The organism is Streptomyces sp. NPDC005496 (genome assembly GCF_042872045.1).
Classification (GTDB): Bacteria; Actinomycetota; Actinomycetes; order Streptomycetales; family Streptomycetaceae; genus Streptomyces.
Window position 1 is genome coordinate 234,159 of the sequence record NZ_JBIAJQ010000015.1, and the last position, 7,375, is coordinate 241,533.

4 protein-coding genes are annotated in these 7,375 nt (G+C 71.7%); 1 reads left to right on the forward strand and 3 read right to left on the reverse strand.

Going from position 1 to position 7,375, the window contains the following annotated elements:
* Positions 1-66: 66 nt before the first annotated feature.
* Positions 67-1,434, reverse strand: coding sequence for a hypothetical protein (locus tag ACFYQQ_RS36375; protein WP_388906802.1), 1,368 nt, complete (start codon positions 1,432-1,434; stop codon positions 67-69).
* A gap of 166 nt (positions 1,435-1,600) precedes the next feature.
* Complete coding sequence (locus ACFYQQ_RS36380) at positions 1,601-4,633, reverse strand: glycoside hydrolase family 3 N-terminal domain-containing protein (protein ID WP_388906805.1); 3,033 nt, start codon at positions 4,631-4,633, stop codon at positions 1,601-1,603.
* 274 nt (positions 4,634-4,907) lie between these two features.
* Here ACFYQQ_RS36380 and ACFYQQ_RS36385 point away from each other — a divergent pair, with 274 nt between their 5' ends.
* Entirely contained in the window at positions 4,908-6,794 is a 1,887-nt protein-coding gene (locus ACFYQQ_RS36385) for a ricin-type beta-trefoil lectin domain protein (protein ID WP_388906807.1), read from the forward strand.
* Positions 6,795-6,871: 77 nt separating this feature from the next.
* Here the strand turns inward: ACFYQQ_RS36385 and ACFYQQ_RS36390 are convergent.
* A partial coding sequence (locus tag ACFYQQ_RS36390) for an alpha-isopropylmalate synthase regulatory domain-containing protein (protein WP_388906810.1) occupies positions 6,872-7,375 on the reverse strand: 504 nt, incomplete at its 5' end.

Consider the following 7,375-nt stretch of genomic DNA (forward strand, 5'->3'; position numbering starts at 1 on the left):
CCGGGACTCCTCAAGGGGAGCCACGGCCGGCCCGGTTCTGCGTGCGGTGCGTCAGTGTGCGGCGGATCAGAAGCCGCCGCCGAAGTCCCCTCCCCCGCCACCGCCGAAGTCGCCGCCGCCCCCGCCGTCCCCGAAACCGCCGCCGAAATCACCGGGGTCGAAGTTCGAGCCGGAGACGTCGCCGCCGTCGTAGCCGCCGTAGCCGCCGGCACCGAAGTCGCCGTAGCCGGAGCCGTAGTCCGACGCGTAGGACGGGGTGGACATGGCGCTGCCCAGCAGCGTGCCGATCAGCAGGCCCGGGAGGATGCCGCCGCCGAAATAGCCGCCGGCCCAGGGGCCGTAGGCCGGTCCGGCGTCCCAGTACGGGCGGCGGCCGTACGCGGTGTCGACCTCGCGGACCGCCGGGTCGAAGCCCTCGGCGAGACGGGTGCGGTCCGCCGCGCAGACGGGCACCTCACGGGGCGCACCGCCCGGCGGGGTCCAGGGCTCGTCGGCGACCGAAGGGCCGTGGCGCGGATCGAAGAAGCAGGGGGCGCGGCGCTCGGGGAGCGGCCGTCCCTCACGGCGCGCGGCGAGCACGGCGAGGGAGTAGCGCCCGTCCTGGAGGGACTCGGTGACCGGGCGCACGTCCTCCGGCCGCCGGGCGGCGGCCATCGACTGTTTCGCCTGCTCGTAGGCGTCCAGCGCGCGTTCGTAGTCCGCGCGCATCGCGTCGTCCGCGCCCTTCTCCCCGGGATGGAAGTCGAGCCGGTCCAGCTCCTCGCCGAAGGCCGTGATGTCCTCGTCGACGACCACGCGCAGCCGGTCGAGGGCCGCCCGCTGCTCCTCCTCCTTGCGGCGCCGGTTGCGGCGGACGAGGGTGTACGCGCCAGCGCCGCCCGCCACGGCGACCGCGCCGACGGTGATCAGCGCGCCGGCCGGCACGTCGTCCCCGCCGCCGGAGCCCCAGCTCGCGGGGGCCGAACCGCGGATGGAGGCGAGGGCGCGGTCGGTGAAGTCGTTCAGCTGGGTCGCGGTGTCCTCGTCCTGGACGCTGGTGACGAGGTTCCGGACGGCCGTGCGGGACATCACGGCGGAGTCGGCGCGCGCATCGAACCGGTCACCCAGCCTGATCGCGTACAGGCCGGTGATCCCGGTGGCGGTGCGCAGGTTCGCGAAGAGGCTGCGGGTGGGGAAGTCCGCGGGCAGGACGGCCACGAAGACGGGCTTGTCCGCCTTCTCGATCTTCTCGGAGAGGGCGTCGGCCTCCTGCGCGGACAACTGGGCGGAGGCGGCCGGGTCGACGTAGACCGGGTTCTCGCGCAGTGCCCGCGCGACCGTCGAGACGTCGGTGGCCGCGTGGGCCGGTGGCGCGCCGGTGGAGAGCACGGCCAGCGCGGCGAGGACGAGCGCGATCAGCAGACCGGGGAAGCCCCGGGTCAGTGCGGCCTTCATACCTTCGAAGCTACCCGAACGCGCCCGGAACCGGGCATCCTGGCCGGCCGGGGCCGGCTCCCGACGCGGCTCACCGGAAGGCTGGGGCCGACCGGCGGACCGGGGGTGCCCGGACGTGGCTCCGGAGGGGCCGCGTCGCGGCCCCTCCGGAGTTCCGGTCGGCGGGTCAGGCCGACTTGTACGCCGTCGTCAGCCTGGCCACCGCCTCCTTGTAGCGGCCGGTGAGCAGCAGGTGGTCGGCGTCGGCGAAGGGCTTGGCGGTCGCCGGCGTGAGCCTCGTGCCGATCCTCTGCTGGACGAGCAGCCGCGCCTTCGTCACGGCGGCGCGTCCGGCCTCGTCCGCGCCGAGGCGCTCGGCCTTGGCGGCCACCAGGGCCAGGGTCCGCAGGGCCGCGGAACCGCCCCCGGGGACCTTCGTCAGCGTCGTCAGACCCCAGCCGTACGGGAACTGCGGGTCGTACGAGGCGTCACCGACGTTGATCGGCAGCTGGGCCTCGGACTTCGGCCACGTGACGGGCAGCTGTCCGGTGAAGGCCCGCTTCCCGTAGAGCACGTCGGCCACGCCGTCGCCCTCGGTGCCCGGCAGCCAGGACGCCACCAGGGCGTCGATGTCACCGAGCCGGTCCCCGATCAGCTGGGGCCGGCCGGAGACGGTCAGCACCACGCACTTCATGGCGCCGCACACCTTGTCGACGGCGGCCTTGTCGGCGGCGGTCAGCTCCAGGTCGTTGCCGTTGCCGACGTCGCCGACACCCTCGGCGTACGGGGTCTCGCCGACGACGACCACACCCACGTCGTAGCCCTCGGTCGGGGCCGAGGTGTCCTTGGAGTAGTCGATCCTCGCGCCGGGGGCGGCCTTCCGCATGCCCTGGAGGACCGTGGTGCCGTCCGTGATCTTCCCGGACGCGCCCTGCCAGGTGATGGTCCAGCCTCCCGTCTGGTTGCCGAGGTCGTCGGCGTTGGAGCCGGCGACGTACACCTTCTGGGACTTCTTGAGCGGGAGCACCCCGCCCGCGTTCTTCAGCAGCACCTGGGACTCGGCCGCCGCCTGACGGGCCACGGCCCGGTGGGCGGACGAACCGATCTTCGATGCCCCGCTGGTGTCCGCGTACGGCTTCTCGAAGAGACCCAGCCTGAACTTCTGCGCCAGGATGCGGGACACGGCGTCGTCCACCCGCCGCTCGCTGATCCGGCCGGCCTTCACCTCGTCGACCAGGGTCGTACGGAAGTTCTTGTACTCGTACGGGACCATGATCATGTCGAGTCCGGCGTTGACGGACGTGCGGACGTCGGAGGCGTAGTCGCCGGGGATCTGGTCGATGGCCGCCCAGTCGCTGATGACGAAGCCGTCGAAGCCCATGCGGTCCTTGAGGACTCCGTTGATCATCTCCGCGTCGGCGTGCATCTTCACCGGGCCGGCGTCGTCGCCGATGATGTCGAGCGAGGAGTAGGACGGCATGACCGTGCCGACGCCCCGGTCCACGGCGGTCTTGAAGGGCGCGAGGTGCACCGCCTCCAGCTCCTGGCGGGTGACCTTCGTGACGCCCTGGTCGATGGTGTAGGAGCCGGTGGCCGAGGAGCCGTAACCGGTGCCGCCGTCGCCGACGTAGTGCTTGGCCGTGGCCAGCACGCGGTCGTCGTCCTTCAGGTCCCTGCCGTCGCGGGCGCCCTGGAGACCCTGGATGACCGTCTCCATCGACTTGACGAGGGCCGGGTCCTCGCCGAAGGACTCGTAGGAGCGGCCCCAGCGCTCGTCGCGCGTGACGCACAGGCAGGGCGCGAAGTCCCACGGGACGCCGGTGGCCCGCACCTCGGCCGCGGTCACCTCGCCGGTCCGCTCGGCGAGCCGGGGGTCACGGGTGGCGCCGATGCCGATGTTGTGCGGCATGACCGTCGCGCCGAAGAGGTTGTTGTGGCCGTGCACCGCGTCGACCCCGTAGATCAGCGGGATCTGGAACCGCGTGGCCCGGGCCCGGAGCTGGAAGGCGTCGATCATCCTCGACCAGGCCTCGGGCACGTTCGGGGTCGGGGTGGAGCCGCCGCCGGAGAGCAGCGAGCCGAGGTCGTACGCGGCGATGTCGCCGGGCGTGCCGAGCGCGCCGCGCTCGGCCTGGGTCATCTGCCCGGCCTTCTCCTCCAGGGACAGCCGGGAGACGAGGTCGGCGACCCGCTTCTTCACGGGGAGCTTCGCGTCCAGGTACGGCAGTCCGTGGGCGTCGATCACCACCTGCGGGTTCTCGGCGGGGGCCCTGGCGCCGGTGACGGTCAGCTTGAGCGGGACGGTCTCGGCGGATTCGGCGGACCGGTCCTTGAGCGTGGGGACGCGTACCGTGCGCGAGGTGCCGGAGGCGGTGCCCGCGGGGAAGGTGAGTTCACCCGCGACCCGGGTGTAGTCGGTGCCGGCCTCGGCGGTGCCGCCGGCCGTCTCGTAGGCGACGGTGACCGGTTCGTCGATCGGGACGGAGCCGGTGGTGGCGACGGAGATCCGTACGTCGGCCGCGGCGCCCTCCTTGACCGTGTGCACGGCGGCGTCGGTGACCACGCTCGCCCGCAGGGACTGGGCGCCCTTGCCGTACAGCTCGACGCCGTCCATGGCGAAGTCGCCCTTGACGCCGGTCGGCAGGGTGAGCGCGTACCCCCACATGCCGGTGAGGCCGAGGACCTGGTCGATACCGCCGACGGGCTGGTAGTCCGTGCGATAGGTGAAGTCGGTGAAGGGGATCTCGATCTGCTTCCAGCCGGTGAAGTCGTCCGTGAAGGACGTCGTCCACAGCTCGGAGGCCTCGCCGTTGGCGCCGCCGTCCTTGATCTCGAAGCTGATCCTCTTGCCGTTGTCCCGGCCCTCCCACCAGAACCGGATGCCCTTGTGGGCCGACCAGTCGCGGGCGGGGCGGTCGAAGGCGAAGTCGTGGGTGAAGCCGCCGTATCCGCTGATGTCGTATCCGCCGGTGAGGACCTTGGCGCCCTGGGGAGCGTCGTCGCGGGCGGTCAGGGCGAGCCGCGGCGGGTCGTCGGCGTCGCCGCCCCAGGGGAAGAGGCCCTCGGCGGGCGGATTCGCGAACGGGACCTCGCCCTCGAAGGTGTCGACGGGCACGGGCGCCGGTTCGTCGGCGCCCGCGGCCGCCCCCGCCGCGGTGAGCGGGAGCAGTCCGGTGAGCAGAGCGGCACAGGCGAGCAGGGCGGTTCTTCGCGCGGACATCCGGTCGAGCCTTCCCATGGGCTTCCTCTCGGCTCTCACGTTCCTCGGAGACGATCAGGTTCCTCTTACGGCTTAGATCACGGCGTGAGTTAACTGGCGCCCCGCCGAGCCGTCAAGACTTCACGCCAGAACCGGTACACGGGCAAGTCCCGTCCGGATCAGGGCCGTTGTCGCTTCGGCTTGTGAACGCGCAACCCCTTGACGAGCCCTGGCGGCCGTCAAATACTCACGGGTCGCACGCCCCACTCCCCCACCCCCAGAAGGGCGGCGCACCATGCACACCGCACGCTCCACGAGGAGAACGACCCGGGCGGCCCGGCTGCTCGTCGCCGGGCTGCTCACCACCGCCGGCCTCACCGCCGTCGCCACCGCGCCGGCGCACGCCGCCGGTGAGCAGGTCACCGCCTACCTGACCACCACGGACGACACCGGCGGCCGCCATGTCACCCGCGGCCTGCAGGCGCAGACGCCCTTTGCCTTCCAGGCGGGCAGCGGCGGAAGCGGCGAGAACATCACCGTGGACGAGAACACCCGCTACCAGACGTTCACCGGCGGAGGCGCCTCCTTCACGGACACCGCGGCCTGGCTGATGAACAGCAGCGGGGCCCTCTCGCAGAGCACCCGGGACGCGACGATGCGCAAGCTGTTCTCCCCCACCGACGGCATCGGGCTGTCGTTCCTGCGCAATCCCATGGGCGCCTCCGACCTCGCCCGCTACGGCTACACCTACGACGACGTGCCGGCCGGGCAGACCGACGCGGACCTGTCCGAGTTCTCGATCGCACACGACCTGGCCGACGTGGTGCCGCTGACGAAGCAGGCCCGCCAGCTGAATCCGGCGCTGACCGTGATGGCCTCGCCGTGGACCGCGCCCGCCTGGATGAAGGACAGCGGGCAGCTCAACGGCGGCTGGCTGAAGGCGGAGAACTACGGCGCGTACGCCTCGTACTTCGTGAAGTACCTCCAGGCCTACCGCGACCAGGGGATCCCGGTCGCGTACGTCACCGCGCAGAACGAGCCGACGTGCTGCGCCGGTTACCCCTCGATGAGCTGGAACGCCTCCGGGCTCGCCTACTTCACCAAGAGCGAGCTCCTGCCCAAGCTCCAGGCGGCGGGTCTGTCCACGAAGGTGCTGGCGCACGACTGGAACTGGGACGTCTACGACTCCTACGCGGCCCAGACGGTGGACGACGCGGCGGTCCGTTCGCACCCGAACTTCGGCGGGATCGCCTGGCACGGCTACGGCGGCGACGTGGCCAAGCAGACCGCCGTGCACAACCAGTACCCGTCACTGGACGCCTTCGGCACCGAGCACTCGGGCGGGACCTGGATCGCCAACCAGCAGCGCGAGGACATGCTCGACATCGTCAACTACACGCGGAACTGGGCGAAGTCGGTGACCAAGTGGTCGCTGGCCGTGGACCAGAACCGGGGTCCGCACAACGGCGGCTGCGGCACCTGCTCGGGGCTGATCACCGTCCACAACGGCGACGGGCAGAGCGGGCAGGTCGACTACACGGTCGAGTACTACACGATGGGCCACCTGACGAAGTTCGTCCGGCCGGGCGCGCAGCGGATCGCGTCCACGGCGAGCGCTTCGGTGCCGAACGTGGCCTGGCGCAACCCGGACGGCTCCAAGGCCCTGATCGCGTACAACGACGCGTCCTCGGCGAAGACGGTGACCCTCAACTGGGGTTCACAGCACGCCACTTACTCGCTGCCGGGCAAGACGTCGGCGACGTTCACCTGGTCCGGCACGCAGGCCGGGGGCGGCGACCGGACGGGCACCTTCGTGGGGCTCGCGGGCAAGTGCCTCGACGTGGCGGGCGGTTCCTCCGCGAACGGTACCGCCGTCCAGCTCCAGGACTGCAACGGCTCGGCCGCCCAGCGCTGGACGGTGAAGGCCGACGGCTCGGTCCAGGCGCTCGGCAAGTGCCTGGACGTCACCTCGGCGTCGACCGCCGACGGCGCCAAGGTGCAGCTCTACGACTGCAACGGCACGGGGGCCCAGCGCTGGTCGTACAACGCCTCCACCGGCGACGTGGTGAACACGGCGGCCGACAAGTGCCTTGACGTGACGGACAATTCGTCGGCCAATGGCACGAGGATCCAGATCTGGACCTGCACGGGCGCGACGAACCAGAAGTGGCGTCTGCAGTAGCGGACGCCGGGGTGGAGCCGGCCTCGGCGTCCCCGCGCCGGGCGGGCCGGGCATCCCGGCCCGCCCGGCGTCCGGGGTCAGGCCGCCGGTTCCACACCCGCGCGCAGCAGCCCGTACGTGTACGCGTCCTCCAGGGCCTGCCAGGAGGCGGCGATGACGTTCTCCGCGACGCCGACCGTGGACCATTCGCCCGTGCCGTCGGACGTGGAGATGAGGACGCGGGTGGTGGAGGACGTGCCGTGCTTGCCCTCCAGGATGCGGACCTTGTAGTCGACCAGCTCCAGCTGGGCGAGCTGGGGGTAGATCTTCTCCAGGGCGACCCGCAGGGCCCGGTCGAGGGCGTTGACGGGGCCGTTGCCCTCGGCCGTCGCGACGATGCGCTCGCCCTTGGCGAAGAGCTTCACGGTCGCCTCGTTGGCGTGGGTGCCGTCCGGGCGGTCCTCCACGATGGCGCGCCAGGACTCGACCTCGAAGTACGTGCGGGCACGGCCCTCCACCTCTTCGCGCAGGAGGAGTTCGAAGGAGGCGTCGGCGGCTTCGTAGGTGTAGCCCTGGAGTTCGCGTTCCTTGACGCGTTCCAC